General features: G+C 69.3%; 27 protein-coding genes. 11 read left to right on the top strand and 16 right to left on the bottom strand.

Features of this window, described 5'->3' with window-relative positions:
* Window positions 1-50 precede the first annotated feature (50 nt).
* The 6 genes from ftsY (at window position 51) to BM144_RS03835 (ending at window position 6,096) form a co-directional block, all read left to right on the top strand.
* On the top strand, window positions 51-1,328 hold the full coding sequence (gene ftsY, locus BM144_RS03860) for a signal recognition particle-docking protein FtsY (protein ID WP_092950117.1): 1,278 nt from the start codon (window positions 51-53) through the stop codon (window positions 1,326-1,328).
* A 189-nt stretch (window positions 1,329-1,517) separates the two neighbouring features.
* A complete protein-coding gene (locus BM144_RS03855) occupies window positions 1,518-2,009 on the top strand; it encodes a hemerythrin domain-containing protein (protein ID WP_092949969.1) in 492 nt (163 codons plus the stop codon).
* 358 nt (window positions 2,010-2,367) lie between these two features.
* Entirely contained in the window at window positions 2,368-3,309 is a 942-nt protein-coding gene (gene rpoH / locus BM144_RS03850; RefSeq protein ID WP_092949968.1) for an RNA polymerase sigma factor RpoH, read from the top strand.
* Window positions 3,310-3,424: 115 nt separating this feature from the next.
* Window positions 3,425-4,468, top strand: a complete 1,044-nt coding sequence (locus BM144_RS03845; RefSeq protein WP_175525939.1) for a Bug family tripartite tricarboxylate transporter substrate binding protein — start codon at window positions 3,425-3,427, stop codon at window positions 4,466-4,468.
* A 138-nt stretch (window positions 4,469-4,606) separates the two neighbouring features.
* The gene (locus BM144_RS03840) at window positions 4,607-4,987 is read left to right on the top strand and encodes a Gfo/Idh/MocA family oxidoreductase (protein WP_092949966.1); all 381 of its coding nucleotides are present in this window, start codon (window positions 4,607-4,609) and stop codon (window positions 4,985-4,987) included.
* A gap of 227 nt (window positions 4,988-5,214) precedes the next feature.
* Window positions 5,215-6,096: a Crp/Fnr family transcriptional regulator gene (locus tag BM144_RS03835; RefSeq protein WP_092949965.1), complete on the top strand. Its 882-nt coding sequence runs from the start codon at window positions 5,215-5,217 to the stop codon at window positions 6,094-6,096.
* A gap of 57 nt (window positions 6,097-6,153) precedes the next feature.
* On the opposite strand, the gene BM144_RS03830 is transcribed toward BM144_RS03835, so the two are convergent.
* The 5 genes from BM144_RS03830 to BM144_RS03810 form a co-directional block, all read right to left on the bottom strand.
* Window positions 6,154-6,771 carry an SCO family protein gene (locus BM144_RS03830; protein WP_245783519.1) on the bottom strand — a complete coding sequence of 206 codons (618 nt, stop codon included), beginning with the start codon at window positions 6,769-6,771 and terminating at the stop codon, window positions 6,154-6,156.
* Between the two features lie 12 nt (window positions 6,772-6,783).
* Window positions 6,784-7,692, bottom strand: a complete 909-nt coding sequence (cyoE, locus tag BM144_RS03825; protein WP_092949963.1) for a heme o synthase — start codon at window positions 7,690-7,692, stop codon at window positions 6,784-6,786.
* Entirely contained in the window at window positions 7,689-8,873 is a 1,185-nt protein-coding gene (locus BM144_RS03820; protein ID WP_175525947.1) for a COX15/CtaA family protein, read from the bottom strand. Before BM144_RS03820 ends, cyoE begins: the two co-directional genes overlap by 4 nt.
* Before the next feature lie 109 nt (window positions 8,874-8,982).
* On the bottom strand, window positions 8,983-9,744 hold the full coding sequence (locus BM144_RS03815) for a redox-active disulfide-containing membrane protein (protein ID WP_245783518.1): 762 nt from the start codon (window positions 9,742-9,744) through the stop codon (window positions 8,983-8,985).
* Window positions 9,686-10,552, bottom strand: a complete 867-nt coding sequence (locus BM144_RS03810; protein WP_245783517.1) for an SURF1 family protein — start codon at window positions 10,550-10,552, stop codon at window positions 9,686-9,688. The genes BM144_RS03815 and BM144_RS03810 overlap by 59 nt, the downstream gene beginning before the upstream one ends.
* On the opposite strand from BM144_RS03810, the gene BM144_RS03805 reads away from it, so the two are divergent.
* Entirely contained in the window at window positions 10,551-10,772 is a 222-nt protein-coding gene (locus BM144_RS03805) for a twin transmembrane helix small protein (RefSeq protein ID WP_092949960.1), read from the top strand. The two genes, BM144_RS03810 and BM144_RS03805, sit on opposite strands and share 2 nt — an antisense overlap.
* A 114-nt stretch (window positions 10,773-10,886) precedes the next feature.
* Here the strand turns inward: BM144_RS03805 and BM144_RS03800 are convergent, their stop codons facing one another.
* The 7 genes from BM144_RS03800 to BM144_RS03775 form a co-directional block, all read right to left on the bottom strand.
* Window positions 10,887-11,771, bottom strand: coding sequence for a cytochrome c oxidase subunit 3 (locus BM144_RS03800; RefSeq protein WP_092949959.1), 885 nt, complete (start codon window positions 11,769-11,771; stop codon window positions 10,887-10,889).
* 59 nt (window positions 11,772-11,830) lie between these two features.
* Window positions 11,831-12,076, bottom strand: a complete 246-nt coding sequence (locus tag BM144_RS03795; protein ID WP_092949958.1) for a DUF2970 domain-containing protein — start codon at window positions 12,074-12,076, stop codon at window positions 11,831-11,833.
* Window positions 12,073-12,690: a cytochrome c oxidase assembly protein gene (locus tag BM144_RS03790; RefSeq protein WP_092949957.1), complete on the bottom strand. Its 618-nt coding sequence runs from the start codon at window positions 12,688-12,690 to the stop codon at window positions 12,073-12,075. Before BM144_RS03790 ends, BM144_RS03795 begins: the two co-directional genes overlap by 4 nt.
* Window positions 12,691-12,862: 172 nt before the next feature.
* Window positions 12,863-12,973: a cytochrome oxidase small assembly protein gene (locus tag BM144_RS23300; RefSeq protein WP_211322469.1), complete on the bottom strand. Its 111-nt coding sequence runs from the start codon at window positions 12,971-12,973 to the stop codon at window positions 12,863-12,865.
* A 34-nt stretch (window positions 12,974-13,007) separates the two neighbouring features.
* Window positions 13,008-14,645 carry a cytochrome c oxidase subunit I gene (gene ctaD / locus BM144_RS03785; RefSeq protein ID WP_092949956.1) on the bottom strand — a complete coding sequence of 546 codons (1,638 nt, stop codon included), beginning with the start codon at window positions 14,643-14,645 and terminating at the stop codon, window positions 13,008-13,010.
* A gap of 58 nt (window positions 14,646-14,703) precedes the next feature.
* Window positions 14,704-15,876, bottom strand: a complete 1,173-nt coding sequence (coxB, locus tag BM144_RS03780) for a cytochrome c oxidase subunit II (RefSeq protein ID WP_092949955.1) — start codon at window positions 15,874-15,876, stop codon at window positions 14,704-14,706.
* A gap of 571 nt (window positions 15,877-16,447) precedes the next feature.
* Window positions 16,448-17,365: a class I SAM-dependent methyltransferase gene (locus BM144_RS03775; RefSeq protein ID WP_092949954.1), complete on the bottom strand. Its 918-nt coding sequence runs from the start codon at window positions 17,363-17,365 to the stop codon at window positions 16,448-16,450.
* A gap of 41 nt (window positions 17,366-17,406) precedes the next feature.
* On the opposite strand from BM144_RS03775, the gene BM144_RS03770 reads away from it, so the two are divergent.
* Together BM144_RS03770 and BM144_RS03765 are read left to right on the top strand one after the other, a co-directional pair.
* Entirely contained in the window at window positions 17,407-18,123 is a 717-nt protein-coding gene (locus BM144_RS03770) for a ComF family protein (protein WP_092949953.1), read from the top strand.
* Window positions 18,124-18,230: 107 nt separating this feature from the next.
* The gene (locus tag BM144_RS03765) at window positions 18,231-18,707 is read left to right on the top strand and encodes a tRNA (cytidine(34)-2'-O)-methyltransferase (RefSeq protein ID WP_092949952.1); all 477 of its coding nucleotides are present in this window, start codon (window positions 18,231-18,233) and stop codon (window positions 18,705-18,707) included.
* Window positions 18,708-18,737: 30 nt separating this feature from the next.
* Here BM144_RS03765 and BM144_RS03760 read toward each other — a convergent pair whose 3' ends face one another.
* The gene (locus BM144_RS03760; protein WP_092949951.1) at window positions 18,738-19,670 is read right to left on the bottom strand and encodes a LysR family transcriptional regulator; all 933 of its coding nucleotides are present in this window, start codon (window positions 19,668-19,670) and stop codon (window positions 18,738-18,740) included.
* 233 nt (window positions 19,671-19,903) lie between these two features.
* On the opposite strand from BM144_RS03760, the gene BM144_RS03755 reads away from it, so the two are divergent.
* A complete protein-coding gene (locus BM144_RS03755; protein WP_092949950.1) occupies window positions 19,904-20,233 on the top strand; it encodes a DUF4148 domain-containing protein in 330 nt (109 codons plus the stop codon).
* A gap of 133 nt (window positions 20,234-20,366) precedes the next feature.
* Here the strand turns inward: BM144_RS03755 and BM144_RS03750 are convergent, their stop codons facing one another.
* The 3 genes from BM144_RS03750 to BM144_RS03740 all read right to left on the bottom strand — a co-directional run bounded on the left by BM144_RS03750 (window position 20,367) and on the right by BM144_RS03740 (window position 22,405).
* Window positions 20,367-20,834, bottom strand: coding sequence for a MaoC family dehydratase (locus tag BM144_RS03750; protein WP_092949949.1), 468 nt, complete (start codon window positions 20,832-20,834; stop codon window positions 20,367-20,369).
* Between the two features lie 168 nt (window positions 20,835-21,002).
* On the bottom strand, window positions 21,003-21,623 hold the full coding sequence (locus BM144_RS03745; protein WP_092949948.1) for a nucleotide-binding protein: 621 nt from the start codon (window positions 21,621-21,623) through the stop codon (window positions 21,003-21,005).
* Between the two features lie 140 nt (window positions 21,624-21,763).
* A complete protein-coding gene (locus tag BM144_RS03740; protein ID WP_092949947.1) occupies window positions 21,764-22,405 on the bottom strand; it encodes a LysE family transporter in 642 nt (213 codons plus the stop codon).
* Between the two features lie 187 nt (window positions 22,406-22,592).
* Between BM144_RS03740 and kefC the strand changes: the two genes are divergently transcribed.
* Window positions 22,593-24,473, top strand: a complete 1,881-nt coding sequence (gene kefC / locus BM144_RS03735) for a glutathione-regulated potassium-efflux system protein KefC (RefSeq protein ID WP_092949946.1) — start codon at window positions 22,593-22,595, stop codon at window positions 24,471-24,473.
* Window positions 24,474-24,540 lie beyond the last annotated feature (67 nt).

Genomic DNA, 24,540 nt, shown 5'->3' with positions numbered 1-24,540 from the left:
TGCCCACCGCCGCGGCGGAGCCCCCTGCAGCCACCGGCGCACTCGGCTGGCTGCGCAACCAGTTCGCCAAGGCCCCCTCGCCGGCCACGCCGCCTGCCTCGCCTGCGCCTCAGCCGCCGGCCCCATTGCCCGCACCTCCGGTGGCCGTGCCGCCGCCCCCGGCACCGGCCATACCCCAGGTACCGGCGAATGCCCCGGTGCCCCCGGCCGTGCCCGCCGCGGCCCCTGCGCCCGTCGTTCCGACACCTGCGAATCCTGCACCTGCGCCGGTGCCGCCTGCGCATCTCCCGGCACCTGCGCCCCTGCCCGCTGCGGCCCCCGCACCGGTGCGTGCGCCCGTGCCGGTCCCGCCGCCTTCGCCTGCACCGCAACCCTTGCCGCCGGCTCCTGCAGCATCTCCCGCGCCCGTGCCGCCCCCCGCGCCCGAGGAGCGCAAAGGTTGGCTCGACCGGCTCAAGAACGGCCTGCGCAAGACCGGAGGAAGCATCGCCACCGTCTTCACCGGCACGCAGATCAGCGACGCGCTTTATGAAGAACTCGAAGAAGCCCTGCTGATGGCGGACACCGGCGTGAAGGCGACCGAACACTTGCTGCGCGACCTCAAGCGCCGCGTGAAGGAGGCCAAGGCCACCGATCCCGCGGCCGTGAAGGCGCTGCTGGCCGATGCACTGGCCGACCTGCTGCGCCCGCTCGAAAAGCCGCTGGAGATCGGGCGCCACACGCCCACCGTGATCATGGTGGCCGGTGTCAACGGCGCGGGCAAGACCACCTCCATCGGCAAGCTCACCAAGCACCTCGCCAACGAAGGCGCCGCCGTGCTGCTGGCCGCGGCCGACACGTTCCGCGCCGCCGCGCGCGAGCAGCTCGGCGTCTGGGCCGACCGCAATACAGTGGAGATCGTCAGCCAGGAAGGCGGCGACCCGGCGGCCGTGAGTTTCGATGCCGTCAGCGCCGGCAAGGCACGCGGCAAGGACGTGGTGCTGGTGGACACGGCCGGCCGCCTGCCCACGCAACTGCACCTCATGCAGGAGCTGCAGAAGATCAAGCGCGTGATCACCAAGGCCGATGGCACGGCGCCGCACGAGGTGTTGCTCGTGATCGACGGCAACACCGGGCAGAACGCCCTCGCCCAGGTGCGGGCCTTCGACGATGCGCTCCAGCTCACGGGCCTGATCGTCACCAAGCTCGATGGCACCGCCAAGGGCGGCGTGCTGGCGGCCATCGCCCAGGAACGGCCCGTGCCCGTGTATTTCGTCGGCGTGGGCGAGAAACTCGAAGACCTCGAAACCTTCGACGCACGCGAATTCGCGCAGGCGCTGCTCGCCTGACGGCGGCCCGGGCATGGGGCGTCTCGCCCCGTGCACCGCGGCATTCGAGACAATTGCCGGGAGATCTCGACAGGAGCCGGACGTATACCCCGAATCGCACTCGGAATACGGGAACACAGGCCGCCTTCCTACGGCGCCGCAAGAGGGCAAAAAGACAATGGAATTTCCCGACAACACCAAGGAAATACCATGCCCACGACCCCACGTTCCGCTCCCGACGCCTGCACCCTACTCGATGCCGACCACCGCAAGGTCAAGAAGATGTTCAAGGAATACGATGAACTGGTCGGCTCGAAAGCCAAGAGCGCTGCCGCCAAGAAGCTGGAATTGGCGCAGCAGATCTGCATCGAGTTGACGGTGCACGCGCAGATCGAAGAGGAAATCTTCTACCCCGCGCTCCGGGAAGCGCTCAAGGAAACCGACCTGCTCGACGAAGCCGAGGTGGAACATGCCAGCGCCAAGGACCTGATCGCCCAGATCCAGGGCGCCGATCTGGCCGACGACAAGTTCGACGCCAAGGTCACCGTGCTGGGCGAATACATCGACCACCACGTGAAGGAAGAGCGCAACGAGATCTTCGTCAAGGCCCGTGCCTCGCGGAAGCTGGACCTGGTCGCGATGCGCGAGACGCTCCAGGCCCGCAAGGAAGAACTTATGGCGGAGATGGTCGAAATGGCCTGAGGCCGGCGCTGCCGGGCGGGCGGGGAGGCGAACTCCCAGGACCGCCCCTGTGCCCGACGAAGGGCCATGGGGCGTCTTTCAGATCGTGAAAAACCGTGACCACCCCTTGGCCGAATGCCTTCGGACCGCATGCAATCCGTTCGCCCAGGCAGGGATGGTTTGAAGGAAATTCCGTCCAATGGAGGGAAATTTTGCTTTCCGGACAATGACTTGCAGCGCTCTGGTCGCGTTATGCACCGCTTGCGCACAATGCCCGCCGAGGCAACGCCCCCGTCCTACGCAGGGACAGGAACTTCGGTCTTAGCACTCTCTCAAAGAGACTGCTAAAGTGACTGCCATGGACGAAAGGACCTCTGGGATGACCATTCAATCTGGGACCGCCACGACCGCGCTTGCCCCGGCCAACGCCTGGGCACTCATCCCCCCGCTGGGCAATCTGGACGCCTACATCTCGGCTGTCAACCGCCTGCCCATGCTCACGGCCGAGGAGGAGCGCAACTATGCGCGCCGGCTGAAGGAAGACAACGATGTGGAAGCCGCCGGCCGCATGGTGATGTCGCACCTGCGCCTGGTGGTGTCGATTGCCCGGCAATACCTGGGCTATGGCCTGCCCCACGGCGATCTGATCCAGGAAGGCAACGTGGGCCTCATGAAGGCCGTGAAGCGGTTCGACCCCGACCAGAACGTGCGCTTGGTGAGCTACGCCATGCACTGGATCAAGGCGGAGATCCACGAATACATCCTGAAGAACTGGCGCATGGTGAAGGTGGCCACCACCAAGAGCCAGCGCAAGCTGTTCTTCAACCTGCGCTCGATGAAGCAGGGCTTCAAGGCGAATGCCGCCAACGCCGACGCCGGCACGCACCGGGAGACGCTCTCCGAGCAGGAGATCGATGTGGTGGCGCAGCACCTGAACGTGAAGCGAGAAGAAGTCATCGAGATGGAAACGCGCCTCTCCGGCGGCGACGTGATGCTCGACCCCTCCCCGTCCGACGATGGCGAGCAGGCCTACGGCCCCATCGCCTACCTGGCCGACGGAGCGCACGAGCCCACCGCCATGATCGAGTCGCGCCAGCGCGACGTGTTGGCCACCGACGGCATCGCCACCGCCCTGGCGGCGCTGGACGACCGCAGCCGCCGCATCGTGGAAGAGCGCTGGCTCAAGGTGAACGACGATGGTTCCGGGGGCATGACGCTGCACGAGCTGGCGGCGGTGTATGGCGTGAGTGCCGAGCGCATCCGCCAGATCGAAGTCGCCGCCATGAAGAAGATGAAGAAGGCCCTGGCGGAATACGCCTGAGCTGCCGGCGCAGGGCGCGGGAGCCCTGCCGCTTCGCGATAATCCGGGCGCGCAACCTTGCAAGGGTTGCGCGCCCTTTTTCTTTGGTCCCTGCCGGCCGCCCTGCACACCTGCCATGACCCGCCCTGTGAAACCCTCTCCTCGCCTCTCCCGCCGCCACGCGATGGCCGCTGGCCTCGTTGCCACCCTGCTTGCCGGCGGATGGGCGTCGGCGCAGCAGCAGCAGGTGCCCGCCGCATCGGCCACTCCGGGCTGGCCCGCCAAGCCGCTGCGCATCGTGGTGGGGTTCCCGGCCGGCTCATCGCCCGACCTCACGGCGCGCACCTTCTCGGAGCCGCTCGCCCAAGCGCTTGGCCAGCCCGTGATCGTCGAAAACAAGGTCGGGGCCGGGGGCAACATCGGCGCGGACACGGTCGCCAAGGCCACGGACGGGCACACGATCGGGCTGTTCATCAACGGCAACCTCACGATCGCCAAGCTCATCAACCCCGCGGTGCCGTACGACCCGCGCAAGGACCTCGCTCCGCTCAGCCTGGTGGGTGTCTCGCCGCTGGTGCTGACGGTGCCGGCCACCCAGGCCGGCGTGCCCGCGCATGCGGACGCCCGCACGTTCCTGGATGCGGCACGGCAGGCAGGCGACCGCTGGAGCTATGGCACACCCGGCGTGGGAACCGTGGGCCACCTGGGCACCGAACTGCTGAAGGCCCGCACCGGCATCGCGCCCGTGCACGTGCCCTACCCCGGCTACCCCCAGGTGGCCACGGGCATGCTGGGCGGGCAGTTGCAGATGGCCCTGCTGCCGCCCGCGCTGGCCCTGTCGCAGGAACGCACGGGCAAGCTCCGGCTGCTGGGCGTGACCTCGACCGGCCGCAGCACGCTCGTGCCCGGGGTTCCCAGCCTCAGCGAAGCGGGCGTGAAGGACTTCAACCTGGAGATCTGGAATGCGTTCGCAGCGCCGGCCGGCATGCCCGCGGCCGTGCGGGCCAGGCTGTCGGCGCTGATCGCGGAGATCGCCCGCACGCCGGACGTGCGCGACAAGCTCTTCCAGCAGGGCTGGCAGGTGGTGGGTACGTCGGCCGAGGGCCTCGCGCGCCGCATCGATGCGGACACCGCCCAGATGGACCGCGTGATCCGTTCGCAGAACATCCGCGCGGAGTAGCGCCGCCACCGGTGGCCGGGCCGGATTCGCACGGCGCCGGCCGGCGGCAGCAGCGCCGCCATTGATGTAGATCATGCCCGGCGGCGCCCCCCGCCCGCAGACTCCCGGTCATTGTTGAAACACCGGGAGAACCCTGCCATGCAAACATTCCGCATCGTCGTCATCGGTGCCGGCGAAACCGGCACGCCGCTGCTGCGGCACCTGCTCACGGCACCTTTCGTACAGATCCTGGGGGTGGCCGACCTGGACCTCTCCCTGCCCGGCATCGCACTCGCGCGGGACCATGGCGCCCCGGTGACGCAGGACTACATGGAGCTGCTCGAACACCACGGCCCGGCCGTGGACATCGTCATCGACGTCACCGGCCAGGCGTCCGTGCGGGAAGCGCTGCGCAAGCACATGGTGGAGACCGGCAACCAGAGCACCGTGATCCTCCACGAGCGGATCGCGCTGCTGATGATGTCGCTCTCCGCCGGCATGCTGGTTGCGGGGCGCCACGGCGAGGCCGCCTACGCCTGACGCTGCGGCGGAGGCGACGCCATCCGGAAAATCCTCCGGCCGGCCCGCACTGGATATTGCTATTAAATTAATAGCAAACTATTGAATGGATCCGGCGGCATGGATGCAATAGGACCCATGAACCCTGCTCTACCGGTCCTCCGCCCCGCCATGCGCAGCCCCCGCTCCAGCCACCCTCGGCGCGCTCCGCGCACCCGCCTCGATCGCTCTACCGAACGGCCTCCTCCATGCCCCTTCCCGAACCGGACCGCAAGACCTGCCACGACTGTTCGAGCCGCCACCAGTGCCTGATCGGCCGCCAGAGCGATGCGGCGCGCGCGCCCTGGGCCGCGATGGTCGAGGAACGCCGCTTCCGCAAGGGAGACGTGCTGCAGCACCAGGGCGAGACGGCCGGGGCCGTGGCCGTGATCAAGGTCGGGACGGCCCTCTTGCAGCGCGCTGGCGCAGACCAGGTGGCGCGGCCGGTGGCGATGGCGGGGTGCGGACAGGCCCTGGGCACCAGCGCCGTGCTGGGCACCCCGGAGGACCTGACCTGGGTGGCCGTGATGGAGGGCAGGCTGTGCGAGGTGCCTGCGTCCGCACTGCTGCGCGCGGGCGGCGGGGGCACCGAGTTCCTGCAGTCCCTGCTGCGCGAAGAGGTGCAAGCCCGTGCGCGACTCGCGGACTGGTCGGGACTGCTGCGGCTGCGCGGCGTGACGGCGCAGCTCGCCAGCGCGCTCCTGCAGCTCTCCCAATTGCAGCGCAGCACGCTGGTTCGCCTCCCGACGCACACCGTCTTGGCCTCGCTGCTGGCCACCACCCGGGAGACCGTCGCGCGCTCGCTCACACAGCTCGCCCTGCACGGCGCGGTGGTGCGGCACGATCGCTGGCACTGCGCGATCGTGCGCGGGCCGCTGATCGCCCTGCTCGAAGGCCGGGCCGTGAAAGTGCCGGCAGTGCCACCGGAAACGACTGCCGCGCCCGTGGCGGTTCCGGCGCTGGCGCCGGTATCGGCCCCGCTGCGGCGGCCCGTGGCGCTGCGGGAAGTCGGCATTCCGATCGCGCGGCCGTCCGCACGCACGGCGGCAGCGCCCACCAATGCGACGGCACCCCGGGCTGCGCAGGCCTGACCGCCCGAGGCCCGCCGCGCCGGGCCCAGCCGGGTCGGGCCCCGGTGGAACCGTGCTTCAGGCGGCCGGGGTTTGCAGCAGCGTCTTCACGTCGGCCGCGAGCGCCTGGGCGCCGCTACCGTAGCGGTGGTAGACGCGCAGGCGGCCGGCCGGGTCGTAGAGGTAGCTGCCGGCCGAGTGGTCCATCGTGTAGCTCGTCGGCGTCTTGCCGGGCACCTTCTTGTAGTAGATCTTGAAGTCCTTGGCGACGGCAGCCAGTTGCTCGGGCGAGCCGCGCAACGCCAGGAAGGTCGGATCGAAATTGGCCATGTAGGCCTTGAGCACTTCGGGCGTGTCGCGTTCCGGATCCACGGTGACGAAGAGCCCCTGCAGCCGATCGCCGTCCGGGCCCAGCGAGCGCTTCACCTCGGCCAGTTCGACCATGGAGGTGGGGCAGACGTCCGGGCACTGCGTGAAGCCGAAGAACACCACCACCACCTTGCCCGCGAAGTCCTTGAGGTGGCGTGGCTGGCCGTTGTGGTCGGGCAGCGGAAGGTCGCGCGCGTACTCGGCGCCGGTGAGGTCCACCCCCTGGAATGCGAGGGGCTTTTCCTTGGAGCATGCGGCCAGCCAACCGCCGGCGCCGGCGTACAGCGCGCAGGCGGCCACGCGTTTCAGCGCGATTCGTTTGTTCATTGCCATGGCGGTTCAAAGCACGTAGTGGTCCACCAGCAGGGCCGCGAACAGCAGGCTGAGGTGGATGAGGGAAAAGCGGAAGGTCTGCCGCGCGAGCGCGTCCGAATAGTTGCGCCACAGCCGGAAGGCATAGGCGCAGAAGCCCGCGCAGAGCACCACGGCCGCGCACAGGTAGATCCACGAACTCATGCCGTACACGAACGGCATGAGGCAGCCGGCGAAGAGGATCAGCGTGTAGAGAAAGATGTGCAGCCGCGTGAACTCGTTGCCGTGGGTGACGGGCAGCATCGGCAGGCCGGACTTGCGGTAATCCTCCACGCGGTAGAGCGCCAGCGCCCAGAAATGCGGCGGTGTCCAGAGGAAGATGATGAGAAAGAGGATCAGCGCCTCCGGCCCCACGTCGCCGGTCATGGACGACCAGCCCAGCACGGGCGGCATCGCGCCCGAGGCGCCGCCGATCACGATGTTCTGCGGCGTGCGCGGCTTGAGCACCACCGTGTAGATGACTGCATAGCCCACGAACGTGGCGAAGGTGAGCCACATCGTCAGCGGGTTGACCCCGAAGAACAGCACCGCGGAGCCGGCCATGCACAGCAGCGCCGAGAAGGCCAGCGTCTGGGCGTTGGAGAGTTCGCCCTTGGCCGTGGGACGCCACGCCGTGCGCTTCATCTTCGCGTCGATGTGCTGCTCCACGATGCAGTTGAAGGCGGCGGCGGCGCCGGCCACGAGCCAGATCCCCGCGCAGGCCACGCCCATGCGCAGCCACTGCCCCCAGCCCGGCAGTCCGGGCACCGCCAGCACCATGCCGATGAAGGCGCAGAAAACGATGAGCTGGACCACGCGCGGCTTGGTGAGCGCATAGAACTGCGAGAAGCGGGACGGCACCGCGTGGGGCGCGGCGGGAGCGGAAGCGGCACTCATGGGGTCGGAATTCTCGGGGCACCGGCGGCGGCCGGGGCCGGCCGGGGGATGGACATTTTGTCTCTGGCGTGCACGGACCGGCTCGCGGCAAGCGCCCAGGTGAGCACCACCACGAGCGCGGCGGCGCCGCCGGTATGGAGCACCGCGGCCACCAGCGGCCAGTCGAGCACCACGTTGGACAGGCCCGTGGCGAACTGCAGCAGGGCGAGGCCCGCCAGCCAGCGCGCCGGTGCCTGCAGCGCCTGCGCGCGCCGCAGGCGCCACACCAGCGCGGCGAGCGCGCCCAGCACGGCATAGGCGGCGAGCCGGTGCACGTAGTGGATGGCGGTGAGGCCGGCGAAGGTGATGTGGTTGCCGTCCTGCAGCAGCCCCAGCGGCCGCCAGATCTGGAAGCCCTCCCGGAACGCCATGTCGGGCCACCAGCTGCCCTGGCAGGTCGGAAAGGTGGTGCATGCCAGCACGGCATAGTTGGTGCTCACCCAGCCGCCCAGCACGATCTGCAGACCGACCAGGAGCGCCGTCGCGACCAGCCCTGCACGCAGGCCGCGCGGCAGCACGGCCGGCGCCTCGCTGCGGGAAGCCAGCGTCTGGCGCACCGCCTGCACGCACAGCAGTGCCAGCAGCACGAGGCCGCCGATGAGGTGCAGCGTGACGATGGCGGGAAAGAGCTTCATGGTCACCGTCCACGCGCCGAAGGCGCCCTGCAGGCAGACCCACACGAGCGTGGCGGTCGGCCACCAGGGGCTGACGGCGATCCGGTCGCGGGCGGCAGGCCCGTCGCGCTCCCCTCCGCCCCCGCTGGCGCGTGCGCGCCGCCATTGCGCCCAGGCACCGGCCGTGAGCACGATGATGAGCACGCCCACACCCGAGGCGAGGTAGCGGTGCACCATCTCCACCCAGGCCTTGCGGTGCGTGACGGGGCCGGTGGGCATGGCCTCCTGCGCGGCCGAGATCTCGGCATGCGCGCCCAGCGGGCTGGCGTTGCCGTAGCAGCCGGGCCAGTCGGGGCAACCCAGGCCGGAATCGGTGAGGCGGGTGAAGGCGCCGAACAGCACCAGGTCGAAGGTCAGGAACAGCGTGAGGATCGCCAGCGCCTGCCACCGGTGCACGGTCGTGCCGTGGCGGTTGCGCCAGGCCACCCACGCCAGGGGGCCGAGCGCGATGAGCACGCCGAGCAGCATCAGCTCGGCCAGCGGTGCGAGATCGTAGAGCGGTTGCGCGGCGGCGTTCACCGGGCAGGCCTCCGGCAGCGCACGGTGCGCCGGGCCGATGCGGCCGGGCAGGCGCGGATCATGGCTGCACTCCCGGCCGGCCGGGCTGGTCCCAGGACGCCGAAGCGCGCATGAGCCGCTCCAGATCGCGCTTGGCGCGGGCGGCGCCGGCAGCATCCAGGCGGGCGGGGAAACGCATCATCCAGTGGCCCATCGGGTCCACCACGAAAAGATGGTCGGAGAGCGCGTGGCCCTGCGCGGGAGCCAGCCAACCGGCCAGCGCCTGCGCATCGACGCGGCGCACGGTCGCGCCGCGCAGGCCCGGAGCGATCTCGGCCGGCGGCTCGGCCCCGTCGGTCACGAGCCACACCCAATCCATGCGGTCCTTGTCCTTGCCCAGGCCCTCCCGCAACTGGCGCTGCAGGTACAGGTGGTTGCGGCAGACCTCGTCGCACGCGCCCGGCGCCACGCTCACCAGCAGCCACTGGCCCTGGAGCTGGCCGAGGGTCCCCGGCCTGCCGTCGAGGGCGGGCGCCGCCAGGGCGGCCGGCAGCGGGCGCTGCGGCTCGATGAGTTCGCCATAGCTGCGCCGCGCCTCGGGGCGCACGACGTAGTAGGCGGTGTACGAGGCGATGACGGGCGCTGCGCACACCAGCAGCACGCCGAGCATCTTCCAGCGGCCCTGGCGCGAGCGCGTTTCCAGCGCGGCGATGGCCTCGCCCGTGGCGGGCAGGCCATGCACGCTCAGGCCCAGCGGATGGGCGGCATCGGACTCGCCCGCCTCAGGGGGACGGCTGGCGGCCTGGGCGAAGGAAGCGTCGGACGATTTGGAACCAGACATAGAGGATTGCCACGAGGGCGCAGAGCCCGAACCATTGGAAGGCGTAGCCGTAGTGTTTGGCGACCCCGGCATCGATGACCGGCCAGTCGCGCTGGAGCGTGCCCTCGGAACCGCCGGTCTGCAGCACCGTGAGCGGCGCGAGCCGCGCCAGCCCTGTTTCGGCACGGTAGGCCGCCATGTCGAGATTCTGCCGGATGCGGGAAGACCCCTCGGCACCTGCGGCGGCCCCGGCATGGCCCAGCTCATACAGGCGCGACGGCGGGGGCGCGATGCGGCCCCGCACTTCGACCTCGCCTGCGGGAGAAGGTACGTCGGGCAGTCGGGTGCGGTCCAGGAAATCGCGCGGAACCCATCCGCGCTGCACGAGCACCACCGCGCCCTCCGCCCCCGGCGCAGTGAGTTGCAGGGGCGTGAGCACGAAGAAGCCGGGGCGTCCGTGCATCTGCCGGTTGTCGAGGAACACGGTGTATTGCGACAGCCAACGGCCTTGCAGTGCTGCCGCTCGGTGCACGAGCGGGTCGTCCAGCGGGCCCGCACCAGCGGCGTCCTCCGGGGCCGCCGCCGGTCCGGAGGCCGGGGCCTCCGAAGGCAGCGCAGCCAGGGCCGCGGGCGCCACCGCGGGCCGGGCCTGCCGGGCCTCGACCGAGGCCTGCCATGCCTCCTTCTGCGCCGCGCGGGAGAGCTGCCAGCGGCCGAGCGCCGCCGTGGCAGCCATGGCCGCGATCGCCGCCACGGTGATGCACCAGAAGCGCCAGTCCGGCCGGAAACCGCTGGTTCGATCGGGGAGCTTGCGGATAATGGTCTCCATGAAATACGTCGTGGTGCTGGCCTTCCTGGCCATTCTGGCGAGCCTTGCGTCCGCGCTCTTCTTCATGATGCGCACCGGGCGCAACGACAAGGCCCGCGGCAGCCACATGGCGCGCGCCCTCGCCGTGCGCGTGGGGCTGTCGATTGTGCTCTTCCTGTGCCTGCTGGCCGCGTGGAAGCTGGGCTACATCCAGCCCACGGGCCTGCCGGTCGGCCGCTGACCGCAAGGCGAGGCTGCCCACGGCCCGGCCGGCAGCCTGCAGCGAACGCCGCACACGGCAAAAAAGCGCCTTGCGGCGCTTTTTTGCCAAGCCACCCCGCGGCCCGCAGGGTGTTCAGAACCAGTACACCAGAACGTACAGCCCCAGCCACACCACGTCGACGAAGTGCCAGTACCAGGCGGCGCCTTCGAAACCGAAGTGCCGCTCCGCCGTGAAATGGCCCTTCTGCAGGCGCAGCGTGATGAACAGCAACATGAGCATGCCCACGAACACGTGAAAGCCGTGGAACCCCGTGAGCATGAAGAACGTGGAGCCGAACACGCCCGAGCTGAGCTTGAGGTTCAGCTCGGTGTAGAGGTGGAAATACTCGTAGCCCTGCACGCAGAGGAACACGAAACCCAGGATCACCGTGGCCCACATGAAGCCGACCGCGCGGCTGCGGTGGTTCTCGCGCAGCGCATGGTGGGCGATGGTGAGCGTCACGCCCGAGGTCAGCAGCAGTGCCGTGTTGATCGTGGGCAGCCAGAACGGGCCCACGGTCTGGAAGGGCTCCACGATGCCGGCCGGCGAGGCCGTGGCGCCGGCCGCCAGACTGGGCCACACGGCCTTGAAATCGGGCCACAGCAGCGCGTTGTCGAGGCTGCCCAGGGCCGGCACGGAATGCGAGCGCGCCCACCACAGGGCGGTGAAGAATGCTCCGAAGAACATCACCTCCGAGAAGATGAACCAGCTCATGCTCCAGCGGTATGACAGGTCGATCTTGCGGCTGTAGAGCCCCCCTTCGCTCTCGCGGGCCGCATCGCGGAACCACTGGTACAGCACGAACAGCCACCATACGAGGCCGAAGAGCAGCGAAACCTTGCCCCAGTCGTGGCCGTTGACCCATTGCCCGGCGCCGAGGATCACGAAGAACAGGCCGGCCGCCGCCATGACCGGGTGGCGCGACTCGGCGGGAACGTAGTAGTACGGCGTGGCGCCCTGGGGGGTTGATGCACTCATTGCTGGCTCCTGTCTCTTTCCTTTTTATCGGTGGTCTCTCGTGGGTTCGCGGTCGGTGGCTACACCACCCAGTTCACGAGCGCGATGAGGCCGCCCACGATCAGCGCGATGGCGATGAGCCCCACCGCGATGATGTGCAGCGGATTGATGCGCTCCATGTCCTGCTGGTACTCGGCACCCTTGCGGATGCCCAGCAGCGACCAACCCACCGCGCGCACCGTGCGCCACAGCGAACCCTTGCGCGCGTGCGGCGCAGGAGCTGCGGCGCGGGGCGGCGGCGAAGCATCGTGGCGGGAGCCCGTCATGACCCCGCCTCCTCATGGGCCTGCGGTGCGGCGGACACGGTGGCCGGCGCCGCGGGGGTCTTGCCCCCGACCTCGAAGAAGGTGTACGAAAGCGTGATCGTGGTCACGTCCTTGGGCAGCCTCGGATCGACCACGAAGGCCACGGGCCACTCGCGCTTCTCTCCGGGCTCCAGCGTGTACTGGCTGAAGCAGAAGCACTCCAGCTTGTTGAAGTGCGCTGCGGCCTGCCGCGGCGCATAGCTCGGAATGGCCTGCGCCGCCATCCGGCGGTTCTGCACGTTCTGGAACTCATACATCACGGTCGCGAGTTCGCCGGGATGCACCTGCAGCGAATGCTTGGCGGGCCTGAAATCCCACGGCCCGCGGGCGTTGGCATCGAACTCGACCGTGATGGTGCGGCTCTTGTCCACCTGCGTGTTGGCGGGCAGCTTCACGTCGCGGCCCGCAACGCCGTTGCCGGGCACCTGCCGCTCCGACAGCGAGAGGATGTTGATCCCCGTCACCTCGCAGATGTGCTTGTAGATCGGTATGAGCACATAGCCGAACGCGAACATGCCCACCGAGATCACGGCCAGCTTGCCCACCATGCGGAAGTTTTCGCGCCGCAGGCTCATGCGACGTCTCCTTCGCCTGGCGCCACGGGCACGCCGCAGAAGACCGACATGGCCACACCCATCCGCTGGCCATGGAGCAGGCCACGCCGGCAGACGCCGTGGAACCGGCTTGGCCGGGCCACGGGCGGTGCCCCCCTGCGGAGGGAAGGCGCGAAGCGACTCATGCGGTGGCTCATAGCTTCCAGGCCATCTTGACCATGAAGCCCACGAAAAACGCCACCGCGATGCTCGCCAGGATGAGCCCCATGCGCAGGTTGGCTTTTTTCCGGTCGGGAGGGGTCATGCCGGGTTCTCGTGGTGTGGGTCGTCGCTGGGGTTCAGCCGATCACGCGGGTCGCGGAGGCATCGAGCTTGGGCGGGGTTTCGTAGGTGTGGAAAGGCGCGGGCGACGGCACTTCCCACTCCAGGCCCTCGGCCGCCTCCCAGGGGCGCTGCGGTGCCGGCTCGCCCTTGCCGCGCATCGCGGGCACCACGACGGCCAGGAAGAAATACACCTGCATCAGTCCGAAGCCGAAGGCACCGATCGAAGCGACCATGTTGAAGTCGGCGAACTGCATTGGGTAGTCTGCGTAGCGGCGCGGCATGCCCGCCAGGCCCAGGAAGTGCATCGGGAAGAAGGTGATGTTGAAGGTGATGAGCGAGCCCCAGAAGTGAATCTGGCCGCGCCGCTCGGAATACATCACGCCCGTCCACTTCGGCGCCCAGTAGTAATAGGCCGCGAACATCGAGAACAGCGAGCCGGCCACCAGCACGTAGTGGAAGTGGGCGACCACGTAGTAGGTGTCCTGCAGCTGGATGTCGATCGGGGCCATCGAGAGGATCAGGCCCGTGAAGCCGCCCATCGTGAACACGAAGATGAACCCGACGGCGAAGAGCATGGGCGTCTCGAAGGTCATCGAGCCGCGCCACATGGTGGCGATCCAGTTGAAGATCTTCACGGCCGTGGGCACCGAGATCAGCATGGTCGCGTACATGAAGAAGAGCTGGCCCGTGACCGGCATGCCCGTGGTGAACATGTGGTGGGCCCACACGATGAACGACAGGATGGCGATGGACGAGGTGGCATACACCATCGACGCGTAGCCGAAGAGCCTCTTGCGGCTGAAGGCGGGCACGATCTGGCTGATGATGCCGAAGGCCGGCAGGATCATGATGTAGACCTCGGGGTGGCCGAAGAACCAGAAGATGTGCTGGTACATCACCGGGTCGCCGCCGCCCGCGGGGTTGAAGAAGCTCGTGCCGAAATGGCGGTCGGTCAGGGTCATCGTGATCGCGCCGGCCAGCACGGGCATCACGGCGATCAGCAGGTAGGCGGTGATGAGCCAGGTCCAGCAGAACATGGGCATCTTCATCAGCGTCATGCCGGGCGCGCGCATGTTCAGGATGGTCACGATGATGTTGATCGAGCCCATGATCGACGAAGCGCCCAGGATGTGCATCGCGAAGATGCCGGCATCCATCGACGGACCCATCTGCAGCGTCAGCGGGGCATAGAGCGTCCAGCCCGCCGCCGGGGCACCGCCCGGCATGAGGAACGAGGTCACCAGCATGATGGCCGCGGGAATCATCAGCCAGAAGCTGAAGTTGTTCATGCGCGCGAAGGCCATGTCGGATGCGCCGATCTGCAGCGGGATCATCCAGTTCGCGAAGCCGACGAAGGCCGGCATGATGGCGCCGAACACCATGATGAGGCCGTGCATCGTGGTGAGCTGGTTGAACAGCTCGGGGTTCACGAGCTGCAGCCCCGGCTGGAACAGCTCCGCGCGGATCAGCAACGCGAGCACGCCGCCCACCATGAGCATGGTGAACGAGAACAGCAGGTACAGCGTGCCGATGTCCTTGTGGTTGGTGGCGAACACCCAGCGGCGCCAGCCCGTCGGGCCATGGTGCGCATGGTCATGGGGGTCGTGCGCGTGGCCGGCGCCATGCCCGGTGTTGTCGAGAACTGCGCTCATGTCGGATTCCTCAATGCTTTAGCTGTTCTGCTCAGGACGTGCGTGGAACGGTTGCCGCTCACTTGCCGCGCTGCGCCACGATTTCCGAAGGCTGGACGATCTGGCCGGTCTTGTTGGACCAGGCGTTCTTCGTGTAGCTCACCACGGCCGCGATGTCGGTGTCGCTCAGTTGCGCCCAGGACGGCATGGCGCCCCCGGCCGCACCCTTGAGCACGATCTGGATCTGCTTGGCGTGGTCTTCGTCCTTGACGATGGCCGAGCCGTCGAGCGGCTTGATGGGGCCGGCACCCTTGCCGTTGGCCTGGTGGCAGGCCGCGCAGTTGGCGGCGTAGACCTTCTCGCCGCGCGCCAGGATGTCGGGCAGGGTCCAGACCTTGTTCGGATCGTCCGCCTTGGCGGCGGCTTTCTTCTTCTCGCCGGCCACCCACTGCGTGTAGTCGGCCGCGGAGAGCACCTTCACGTGGATGGGCATGTAGGCATGCTCCTTGCCGCAAAGCTCGGCGCACTGGCCGTAGTAATCGCCCACCTTCTCCGCGCGGAACCACGTGTCGCGCACGAAGCCGGGGATCGCATCCTGCTTGATGCCGAAGGCCGGCACCATGAACGAATGGATCACGTCGTTGGCCGTGGTGATGACCCGCACCTTCTTGCCCACCGGCACGACCAGCGGGTTGTCCACCTTGAGCAGGTAGTCCACCGGCGCATCGGCGACCTTGCCGCTGTCGGAGAGCCGGCGGTGGCTGCTGTCGAGCGTGGAGATGTAGGCCAGCCCCTGCCCTTCGCCGGTGATGTAGTCGTAGCCCCACTTCCACTGGTAGCCGGTGACCTTCACCGTGAGGTCGGCGTTGGTGGTGTCCTTCTGCGCCACGAGCACCTTGGTGGCCGGCAGCGCCATGAGGATCACGATGATGAACGGAACGATGGTCCAGATCACTTCCACGGTGACCGACTCGTGGAAATTGGCGGGCTTGGCGCCCTTGGACTTGCGGTGCTTCCAGATGGAATAGAACATCACCGCGAACACGCCCACGAAGATCAGCGTGCAGATGATGAGCATCATCCAGTGCAGGTAGTGCTGCTCTTCGGCGATGCGCGTGACCGGAGGCGCGAGATTCAGCTGATTGACGGCAGGCCCGCCGGGGAGATCCTGCACGGCGTGCGCGGCACCACCCACCCATGCACCGCACAGCAGCAACAGGGAAGCCAGCGGGTTGGAAATGCTTTTCTTCATAGTTCTCACTTCTCAGCCTCAATTACCTTTCCCGGGGCTCGCCCGCGTGGGGTCGGGCGTGCCCTGGGGCATGCGGATTCCGACCACCGGGGCATGGCGGCGCGGGTCCGCAAGGCCCCGGGTTCCGCATGAACCCGGTCTCATCGAACGCGCGGCGCTCCGGGCGCCACGCGGGTGTCTCCTGTCCTGTTCTGCGGGCCTGCCGCCGGGGGGCGGGCAGGCCTGCACTGCGCAGCATGCCGTCCCCGTGGCGCGATTGCAATAGCGGAGGCGCCATCCACGGCCCGGCCCCGTACAAACCATGAGAGAGAAGGAGGCGGGGGTGCGACAGGCCGGCCGGCCCGTGCAGCGGAAGGCACCATGCGCCTTGCCACACGCAGGGCGCCAGGCCGTGCCGCGTGTGCGCGCCCTACCGTTGCGCAACGCACTGGCGGGCAGGCTCCATAGCCCGGAAATTGTAGCTTGCGGTTGATTCAGGTCACCCTCCGTGCCGCCCCGGGAAAACCCGCCGCCGTGCGACCCGCGCGCGCAGCCCGCACGGAGCACGAGGGGCGCTGGGCGGACCCGCCGGTCAGGGCGCGGGCTTGCGGCCCTGCAGAAGCATCGCGCGCATGTCCTGCAGCGACACCGCGCTGCTCTCGCTCACCTTCATGCGCGGGGCCGGCTTGAAGGCATGCCCATAGATGACCTCGAAGGTCAATGCCAGCTGGCCGCCATGCGCCGGGCTCGCGAGGCGGTCGCCCAGCGCCTGCTCCAGCCGTTCGCGCCAGCGCCGGCCCCGCAGCGCGGGAAACCGCGCAGGGTGCAGGTTGCGCCCGAGTTCGCGCAATTCCTGCAGCAAACGCCCGGGCGTGGCGAAGGTCAGGGTGATGTGCTCCATGTCCATCACCGGTTCGGCGAATCCGGCCTGCACCAGCATGTCGCCCCAGTCGTGCATGTCGGTCATCGCATGGCCGGCCGGGGGCCAGCCGAGGGCGGCATGCAGGCCGTGCAGTTCGCGCACGGTATCGGGGCCCAGGCACGAGAACATCAGGTAGCCGTCCACGGCCAAGGCGCGGTGCCACCGCGCGATCAGCGCCTGGGGGTCGGCGGCGAGGTGCAGCGCCATGTTGGCCCAGAGCATCTGCACGCCGCCATCGGAAGGCAGCCCGAAATGCGGGGCGCCTGCAGACCACCGCCCGGGGCTCCACCAGGGGCGTTCCAGCGCCTTGCGCGCCACGGGGAGGTGCTGCCCGGCCGTTTCCGCGACCCAGCAGGCCGCGCCCGGATAGCGCTGCGCCACGAGCGCATGGCCCTGGAGCCCGCCGCGCACCGGGTCCCAATGGGCCCACGAGGCCGGCGCCTGCCGGATCCACTGCAACCGGTCTTCCATGCGGCGGGCCACTTCTTCGTGCAGCCAGGGCGACTGCCCGGGCGCGGAGGCATGCCAGCGAGCGGCGGCCACCGGATCGATCGTGGGAGGAAGCTGGTGGTCGGAAGGCTCGGACATCGGCGCGGGGCGGAAAGCAGGTCGGGCAGTATATTGAGCCGATGTGGAAGCGGTGGATCTCAGGGATATCGGGCGGGCTGGCCTCCGCCGTGCAGGCCATGCCTAGCCAGTGCGCGGTCTGCCGCGCCTGGCCGGCGCGGCGCGTGTGCGATGCGTGCGCCGCGCGCTTCGCCCAGCCGCGCCACCGCTGCGCGACCTGCGCGCTCCCGGTTCCGGCCGATGTGCACCGGTGCGGGCAGTGCCTGCGGCACCCTCCGCCGCTCGCAGCCTGCGTGGCCGCGGTCGATTACGGCTATCCCTGGTCGGACGCGCTGGCCGACTTCAAATTCCGTGCCGACCCCGGGTGGGCCGGCAGCCTCGCCCTGCTGGTGCGCAGCGCGCCCTGGGCAGAGCCGCTGCTGGACGCCGCGGACGCCGTCATGCCCGTGCCCCTGGCCGCCGCGCGTCTGTGCGAGCGGGGCTTCAACCAGGCGGCGCTGCTCGCGAGCGCTCTGGCACCCGCGCGGGCCGATGCCCGTACCCTGCTGCGGCTGCGCGCCTCCCCGGCCCAGAGCAGCCTGCCGCGCGCGGAGCGCCTGCGCAACCTGCAAGGCGCCTTCGCGGTGGAGCCGGCGCGGGCCGAACGCGTCGCAGGCCGGCGCATCGTGCTGGTGGACGACGTGATGACCACGGGCGCCACGCTGCACGCCGCCGCGGCCGTGCTGCGCGAGGCCGGCGCGGCCGAGGTCAGCGCCATCGTGGTGGCACGCACGCCCTGAGAAGACCAAAGCGGCCCGCAATGCGAACCCGACGGTTGTAACTTTTCTTTACGAAGTGCCTTGAGAGGCCGCGCGGTGCCCCGGGGCCGCGGCACACAATAGCCGCCATGTTCCACATCGTTCTCGTCGAACCCGAAATCCCGCCCAACACCGGCAATGCCATCCGGCTGGCGGCCAATACGGGCTGTACCCTGCACCTCGTGGAGCCGCTCGGCTTTTCGATGGAAGACAAGCTCATGAAACGGGCGGGCCTCGATTACCACGAATACGCCGAGGTGCGCCTGCACGCCGGCTGGACCGCCTTCCTGCGGGATGCGCAACCGAACCCCGAACGCATCTTCGCGATGACCACGCACGGCGCGCACACGGTCTACGAGAGCACTTTCCAGGGGGGCGACTGGTTCGTTTTCGGTGCCGAGAGCCGGGGCCTGCCGCCGGAATTGCGCGATGCCTTTCCCCCCGCGCAGCGGCTGCGCCTGCCGATGGTGCCGGGGCAGCGCAGCCTCAACCTCTCCAACGCGGTGGCGGTGACGGTGTACGAGGCCTGGCGGCAGAACAGCTTCCTGCTGCCCGCACCGGTCTGATCCCCGTGGGCCGGTGGCCGCACCGCCGGGTCAGGCCATGGACGGCGCCTGCATGGCCTCTTCGATGGACCGACGCGTGCCCTGGCTCAGGAAATCGAGGAATGCCCGCGTGCGCGCCGGCATGAACTTGCGGCTCGGCAGCGCGGCGTAGAGGGTGAAGCGCCCCGTCGTCCAGGGCGCCAGCACGCGCACCAGCCGCCCGCTGCGCAGGTAGGGAGCGGCCAGGTCGAGCGGCTGCGGGCTGATGCCCGCGCCCCCCAGCGCCGCGTGCAGCAGCGTGTCGGTGTGGTTGGCCACGCAGACGGGCTGCACCGCCACCTCCACCACACGGCCGGCGTCACCCGGCTCGATCAGGCGCACCACGCCCGGCCGCACCTCGGCCCGGCGCCGCAGCAGGCACTGGTGGTGCTTCAGGTCCTCGGGCTCCTGCGGCACGCCGTGGACGCGCAGGTACTCGGGCGATGCGCACATCACGCCGTCGATGGAGATGATGGGCCGGGCGATGACGTTGGCGTTGAACCGCTCGTCCGCGCCGAGCAGCGTCACGTCGTAATCGCCGATCGGCGGGTCGAGCGAGGAATCCACGTGGATCTCCAGCGTGACGCGCGGATGGGCCTGCCGGAAGCCCGCCACGAGCGGTGCCAGGATGTGCACCGCCAGCGCCGGCGGCGCCAGCAGCCGCAGCACGCCGGCGATTTCCGAGGTGTGCGCCTGCGCCACGGCAAAGGCCTCGTCCACGTCGGAAAGGATGCTGCGCACCCGCAGCAGATAGGCCTCCCCGGCCTCGGTCAGCGACACCTTGCGCGTTGTGCGCTGCAGCAGCCGGGCGCCGATGTGGCCCTCCAGATCGGCCACCAGCCGCGTGACCGCCGCAGCCGATAGATCGAGCGCACGGGACGCGCCGGCAAAGCTGCCTTCGTCGGCCACGGCCTGGAACACGCGCATGGTGAGCAATCTATCCATGGCTGAAATGAAAAATGGCGATGAAGGCAGATTATTTCAATTTCGTGAATTAATCATTGCCTTGGGTGCTGTTTTTCTGGGGGTTAACCCTGCGTACAGTCGAACCCATCGATGAGCGACCCGTTGGGCTCACCGAGGCAGGACAAGACCGGCGCCTTCTCTCCCGAAAGCAAGCCGGCCTTGCCCGGACATTCCCCAACGACCCGGAACGACAGCCTAGAAAGGATCACACCATGAACCGCCATCCCATCGCACTCGCCGCCACCGCCGTCATCGCACTGAGCGCCTTCGCAGCCCAGGCCGACACCCGCGTGGAAGGCGACGGCTCCAACTACCCCGCCACCGCCAGCACCCCCAGCACGCTGACGCGCGAAGCCGTCATCGCCGACCTGGTGGCCTCCCGCAAGAACGGCACGCTGCCGCGCGGCGGCGACTGGAGCGACGTTCCCGCGCCGCTGGCACTGGGCAATGCCGACCGCGCACCGGTCGTGGCCCGCGAGCAGGTGCGTGCCGAAGCCGTGGCAGCCGCCCGCTCGAACGACATCCTGAGCGGCGACCACTGAGCCACGCGCCACCGGGGCGCACCGCGCTGGCGGCGGCCCCTCCGGAGAAAAAGCCCGCATGGAGCCATTCGTGCGGGCTTTTTCTCTGTGCGCGGGCTGGCTGCGTGCGGGCCCGGGATGGCGCTGCGGCGGGTCAGGGCGCCGCGCCGTAGCTGCGCGTGAGCGATTCGGCCACGCAGGCGGGCTTGTCGGCACCCTCCCGTTCGATGGTGGCCTGCCAGGTCATCTGCACTCCGTCGGGGGCCAGCGGCTCGCAGCCGAGCAGCGTGAGCCGGGCGCGCACCCGGCTGCCCACCGGCACGGGCGACATGAAGCGCACGCGGTTGAGGCCGTAGTTGACGCCCATGCGCGCGCCCTCGATGGCGAAGCACGACTCGAAGAACCGCGGCAGCAGCGACAGCGTGAGAAACCCGTGCGCGATCGGGCCGCCGAACGGGCCCTGCGCCGCGCGCTCGGGGTCCACATGGATCCACTGGTGGTCTCCCGTGGCCTCGGCGAACTGGTCCACCTGGGCCTGCGTGACGGGGATCCATTCGGACACCGCCACCTCGCTGCCCACGCAGGCTGCCAGCTCCGAATACGACTGGAAAGTCCGTTTCATGGCCGGCCTCCCCAGGGACGGAGAGCGCAGACCGCAGGGGCGGAGCCCCGGGGCGACGGGAGAGCGTGGAGGCCTTGTGTCATGCAGCGCACTGTAGTGCGCCGCCCGCCCCCCGGCTTGTCGGACAGGCGACAGCCGCGGCCGGCGCGCGCGCCGCGGGGAAGGCGGTCAGTCCTGCCCGAGCCACTCGCAGATGGGATGCCACTGCTCCAGGTCGCGCGCGACACGCCCGCGCGCCACGTCGAAGAGCGACAGCCCCTGCGCCGCCAGGTGGATGTAGTTCTGCGTGTCGCGCAGCATGCCCAGCACGGGCAGGCCCAGGCTTTCGACGAACTCCTGCAGCTTGTCGGCCGCGATGGTGCGCGCATCGACGCGCATGCCCACGATGCCGATCCGGGTGCGGGCGGCCTGCCGGTGGGCGGCCAGCTCGTCGAGGAAGCTGCGCGTGGCGTAGATGTCGAAGATGCTCGGCTGCAGCGGCACGACCACCTTGTCGGCCAGCTTCAGGACCTCCTTGAGCGATACGCCGTGCAGGCCGGCCGGGGTGTCGAGCACCGCATGCGTCGCACCCTGCGGCGGGCGCAGCCCGGTGCCCGCCGGGGTGTCCCAGTCGGCGATGGGCCGGGCGGCCGGCGGCCGCAGGCTGCGCCAGAGGCGGGAGGACTGCTGCGGGTCCAGGTCGCCCAGCGCGACGCTGTGGCCCTGGCTCGCGAAATAGCCGGCCACATTCATGGCGAGCGTGGATTTGCCGACTCCCCCCTTGGGGTTTGCCACTGCGATCACGGGCATGTGCGACTCCTCGAAAGCGGAACTCGATCGGTATGGAGCGCCGATGGTAGCGCCCCGTTGCGACGGCACAAGAGTTTGGAGCAAAAACCGCTCCATGCCGCCGGATTCATTCAATAGTTTGCTATTAAATATATAGCAAATCAGGCGGCATGCTGGCCGCCGCGCTTGACGAAGAACAGCCCCGCGCCCACGGCCATGAGCAGGCCGCCGAACACGCGGTTCTGGTTGCGCACGGCGCGCGGGCTCTTGAGCAGGCGGCGCAGCGCGCTGGCTCCGGCCGCGTAGCCGTGCATCACCGTGAGGTCCACCGCCACCATGGTGGCGCCCATCGCCAGCAGTTGCGTCCAGAGCGGGCGGGTTTCGGTGAGGAACTGCGGCAGCACCGCCACCATGAAGATGATCCCCTTGGGATTGGTGGCGTTGGTGAGGAAGCCCGTGGCGCAGCGCTTGCGCCACGAACCGGCCGGGGCGCCGGCGCCTTCGTCCAGCAGGGAGGCGCCGCCCGCGCGCCACTGCGTGAAGCCCAGGTAGATCAGGTAGCAGGCGCCCATCACCTTGACGGCGCTGAAGGCCGCCTCGGAGGCCAGCAGCAGCGAGCCCACGCCCGCCCCCGCGATCACCAGCACCAGGAGCAGGCCCAGTTGCAGGCCGAGGATGGTGGCGCCCGTGCGGCGCACGCCATAGGCGAGCCCGTGGCTCATGGACAGCACGGCACCCGAACCGGGCGAGAGGGCGATGAGGCAGGCGGCGGCCAGGAAGGCGAGCCAGGGTTGAAGGTCCATGGGTTGCTGCAGAAGGAAGGGAAAAGAAGGAAACGGAGGGGACGGGCGCACGGCGCGGCCGTGGAGGCTGGATGTTACCGGTGCACAATCGGCCGGAGCACGCCGGGCCGCACGCGGTCCGCACTTTTCCCCGGCCTGCAGCCCCGCTCCCGTCCGCCCCATCCCGTCCGACGCCACCACCGCGCCCATGGCCCACGCACCCACCTGGCTCACCTACGGTTTCCTCTACCTCGGCGCCGCCGTGCTGGCGGTGCCCATCGCACGCGCGCTCGGGCTGGGCGCGATCATCGGCTACCTCGCGGCGGGCATCGCCATCGGTCCCTGGGGACTGGGCCTCGTGAGCAATGTGCAGGACATCCTGCATTTCGCGGAATTCGGCGTGGTGCTGATGCTGTTCCTCGTGGGGCTGGAACTGCAGCCCAGCCGGCTCTGGAGCCTGCGCCGGCCCATCTTCGGCCTGGGCAGCGCGCAGGTGCTGGGCTGCGCCGCCCTGCTGTGGGCCGCTGCCTGGGCGTGCGGCCTGCCCTGGCGCATCGCGCTGGTGGGCGCGCTGGGGCTGGCGCTGTCGTCCACAGCGATCGCGCTGCAGGTGCTGGGCGAGCGCAACCTGATGCGCACGGACAGCGGACAGAAGGCGTTCTCGATCCTGCTCTTCCAGGACGTGGCGGCGATCCCGATCCTCGCGCTGCTGCCGCTGCTCGGCGCGGGCGCCGAAGGTGCGGCGGGTGCGGCCCAGCCGCACACGGCCAGCGGCCTCGCGCTGGAGGCGGCCAAGATCGTCGGCGTGGTGGGCGGCATCGTGCTGGGCGGGCGCCTGCTGCTGCGCCCGCTGCTGCGCTGGATCGCGCGCAGCCGCACGCCGGAGATCTTCACCGCCGCCGCGCTGCTGCTGGTGGTGGCCACGGCCATGCTAATGCTGGCCGTGGGGCTGTCGATGGCGCTGGGCGCCTTCCTTGCCGGCGTGCTGCTGGCCGAGAGCGAATACCGCCGCGAACTCGAAACCGACCTGGAGCCCTTCAAGGGCCTGCTGCTGGGCCTGTTCTTCATGGCCGTGGGCATGACCATCGACTTCGGCGTGCTGATGCGCTCGCCGTGGACCATGCTCGCATTGCTCTTCGGGTTTCTTGCCGTGAAGGGCGCGGTGATCTATGCGCTCGCGCGCGCCACCGGCATGGCCTACCAGGAGCGTCCGGTGTTCACGCTGCTGCTCGCGCAGGGCGGCGAATTCGCGTTCGTGGTGTTCCAGACCGGCGCGGGTGCCGGAGCGATTCCGGCCGAGACGGCTTCGCTGCTGATCGGGGCGGTGGCGCTGTCGATGCTGCTGAGCCCGCTGCTGCTCACCGCGCTCGACCGGGTGCTGCTGCGCCGCTATGCGCGCCTGAAGGACCGGGCACCCCCGGCGGTGGAAGAGATCTCGGAGCCGCAGGAGGCGCCGGTCATCATCGCGGGCTTCGGCCGCTACGGCCAGATCGTGGCGCGCATGATGCTGGCCCAGGGCGTGCCCGCCACCGTGCTGGACCACAGCGTGGAGATGCTGGAAGTGGCGCACACCTTCGGCTACCGGGTGTTCTACGGCGACGCGACGCGGCTCGACCTGCTGCGCATCGCCGGTGCCGCGCAGGCGCGCGTGCTGGTGGTGGCGGTGGACGACACCGAGCAGTCGCTCAAGATCGTGAAGACCGCGCGCAAGCACTTCCCGCAACTGGAGATCGTGGCCCGCGCGCGCGACGTGACGCACTGGAACGCGCTGCGCGACCTGGGCGTGGAGCGCGTGGAGCGCGAGGTGTTCGAGTCCAGCCTCAAAAGCGCGCGCACGGTGCTGGAACTGGTGGGCCTGCCCGCCGCCGAGGCCGAAGCGCTCGCGAACCGCTTCCGCAAGCACAACGTCGCGCTGGCCGACCGCATGTACCCGCACCACAAGGACCGCGCAAAAATGATCGCGGTGGCCAAGCAGGGCCGCCAGCAGCTGGTGGAGCAGATGGCCAAGGAGCGGCAGGAACGCGCCGCCGCCCCGGCGGACCTGCCCCTGGCGGGCGAGGATTCCGCCCCACCGGCGGGCAGCGCCTGAACCTCGCCGCGCCGCGCGCCGGCGGTCCTGGCGGACGCTCCGCAATACTGTGCTGCAATCGCGCCGT

This window comes from Paracidovorax konjaci (assembly GCF_900112675.1).
In the GTDB taxonomy this organism is placed as follows: Bacteria; Pseudomonadota; Gammaproteobacteria; order Burkholderiales; family Burkholderiaceae_C; genus Paracidovorax; species Paracidovorax konjaci.
This window is presented reverse-complemented; position numbering and strand designations above follow the sequence as displayed.